Source organism: Vibrio sp., assembly GCF_984391705.1.
On the sequence record NZ_CFHWOM010000036.1, the window covers coordinates 42,330 to 45,009 of the forward strand.

Annotated in this window: 3 protein-coding genes; 2 read left to right on the forward strand and 1 reads right to left on the reverse strand. The window is 47.0% G+C overall.

All coding sequences use genetic code 11. The features are described from left to right. A partial coding sequence (locus AC4MRV_RS15885) for a YadA C-terminal domain-containing protein (RefSeq protein ID WP_491188299.1) occupies positions 1-438 on the forward strand: 438 nt, incomplete at its 5' end. Positions 439-576: 138 nt separating this feature from the next. Further along, positions 577-1,512 carry a LysR family transcriptional regulator gene (locus AC4MRV_RS15890; protein WP_491188300.1) on the forward strand — a complete coding sequence of 312 codons (936 nt, stop codon included), beginning with the start codon at positions 577-579 and terminating at the stop codon, positions 1,510-1,512. Positions 1,513-1,544: 32 nt separating this feature from the next. Here AC4MRV_RS15890 and AC4MRV_RS15895 read toward each other — a convergent pair. Next, positions 1,545-2,680 (reverse strand): L-cystine transporter (locus AC4MRV_RS15895; RefSeq protein WP_491188301.1); only part of this gene is annotated, 1,136 nt, incomplete at its 5' end.

Consider the following 2,680-nt stretch of genomic DNA (forward strand, 5'->3'; position numbering starts at 1 on the left):
ATTGCTGCGACAAGTCAAATCGCGTCGGCAAATAGTCAAGCGATCAATCAGCAACAAAGCGTTATGCGAAATGAAGATCAACAAATTGCTCAAAATCATCGAGCGATTGAACAAGAGCAACGTGATGTCGCGACTAACAGTGCCGCGATAGCGAAAAACCGCAATGATATCGACGAGTTGCGTCAAGATATGGAAAACATGGCGAAGAATATTGATGGCGCTTACGCTGAGTCAGCAGCATTTGCGGGTTTAGTTGACCCTTACGGCGTTGGTAATATCGCAGTGACCGCAGCGTTAGGCTACCACGGTGACGCTGAAGCGATAGCCGTTGGTATCGGTGACCGATTCAACGAGCATTTAACTGGGAAATTGGGTGGTGCTTACGATACCGCGACCGAGTCAATGAGCGCATACGTGGGTATTGGTTACGAGTTCTAGTTAGGCCGAAGGCAGTATAAGTATTCACTCGCGAGCAGGTTAAAACTCTGGCTTAGGAGTGAATACTTTAACTCATTGTTTCTTAGCGGATATTAGGGTAATTTCGGTGGGTGGATTGTGAACATTTAGGGTCAACTAATGCGAAACTATAAGTTACTCAAAGCCCTCGCTTCGGTGTTGGAAACTCAGAACTTAACCGAGAGTGCGAAACAACTTAACGTGACTCAATCGGCGATGAGTAAAACTTTATCGCAGATTAGGCTCGAGTTTTCTGACCCAATTTTAATTCGAGAAGGGAATCGTTCGGTATTAACCCACCGAGCGAAATACCTAAAGCTCAAACTTCCTCAGCTACTCCAGCAGCTCGATGATCTCTATCTCACAGAGGATATTCAGCCGCAAGAGATTGAACGCAAATTTACCATTGGATTCAATGCCTATGTAGCGCCGACCATTCTTCCCCAAATTTGCGCGAAGATGGAGCTAGAATCGCCCAATTCGACTATTGAATGTCGATTATGGCAAACCGAGCAGTTTGATGAGTTGGGAGAATCGTCGATTGACCTAGTTGCAACCATGGCGGCAGACATTCCTGAGAACATTTATGGTAAGTCTCTCGGGCAAGATCAGTTTGTGGTCATGATGTGCAGCCAGCACCCGAAAGCCAACAGTGAATTTGGTTTGCAAGACTTGGCTGATGCCAAACATATTCTGGTCAACGGGATTATAGAGCGGCGGGAAATGGTTGATGCTCTGCTGTCACCAACAGGCAAAAAGCGCAAAGTATTTGCTGTGGTGCCTTCCTTTCTCTCTGCGGTGGAGTCTTTAAAGTTGACGCAGGCAATCATGGTGGCGCCCGCTCATATTGCCGCAATGTATGTGGAGCGGTTCAGCTTAGTAGTAAAGCCGCTGCCGATTGATTTGCCCGAGCATGATTATTACCTTTTGTGGCATGCCAAAAATCAAAACGACAACGAGCACAAATGGTTTCGAGAACTGATATTTCCGCAGTTACGAGATAATTTGTCTAGTGCTATTGAGCAAGGAAAGTCGTTGCTCAATATGTCTCAATAAAAATGGCCGACAATCGTTGGCCATTTTCACTATTAAACGTTTTGAGTCTTTAACTCCGATTCGTTGGATTTATCTCCAAGCAAACGGCTAGTAATGGTACCCGCTGTCATTGCTCCCGAAACGTTTAACGCCGTGCGTGCCATGTCGATCAATGGTTCAATTGAGATAAGCAGAGCCGCGATCGTCACTGGCAGCCCCATTGCTGGTAGAACAATCAGTGCTGCGAACGTTGCTCCGCCACCTACACCGGCAATACCGAATGAGCTGATCACAATCATCGCAACGAGTGACAGAATGAAATTAATTTCCATTGGGTTGATACCCACCGTTGGCGCAACCATTACCGCCAGCATTGCAGGGTAGATACCGGCACAGCCATTTTGACCAATGGTGGCGCCAAAAGATGCGGAAAGGTTAGCGATCGCTGGTGGAACATTCAGTTTGTTAATTTGTGCTTCCACATTGAGAGGAATGGTCGCAGCTGAACTACGTGAGGTGAAAGCGAACGTCAGTACTGGCCAGATTTTCTGGAAGTACTCTTTTGGATTCACGCCAACGAATGAAACCAATAAACCATGAACAACAAACATAAGTGCGATAGCAACGTACGAAGCGACGATAAAGCCAAGCAAGTTAAGAATGTCTGATGCGCTAGAGGTTGCAACCACCTTCGCCATTAAGGCTGCGATGCCATAAGGCGTTAGCGCCATGATCATTTTTACTAAGCGCATCACAATGGATTGAGCAGCTTCAACAAAAGTACGAATCGGCGATTCGAGCTCTTCTTTTTCTGCCATCACTTTGCGCGCTGCAATGCCCGTAAGCACGCCAAAAATCACCACAGCGATAATCGAGGTTGAACGAGAGCCTGTGAGATCGGCAAATGGGTTGGTTGGAATAAAGCTGACTAGCATTTGAGGAATGGTGAGATCGCTTACTCGATCCACACGCGTTTCAAGCGCTGCGATACGTGCAGTTTCACGAGCACCTTCCGTCAACCCTTCAGCAGTCAGACCAAAGGCTTGAGTGACGATAATACCGATGATTGCCGAGATCGCTGTGGTGGCGAGTAGCACTGATATCGTCAACCCAGAGATTTTACCTAGCGAGCCGCCTTTTTCTAGCTTCACGACAGCAGCGATCATGGATACCAATACCAATGGCATAA

Bases quoted from the DNA above. Each gene is read 5' to 3' on its own strand.
- AC4MRV_RS15890 (WP_491188300.1), top strand. From the start codon at position 577: ATGCGAAACTATAAGTTACTCAAAGCCCTCGCTTCGGTGTTGGAAACT.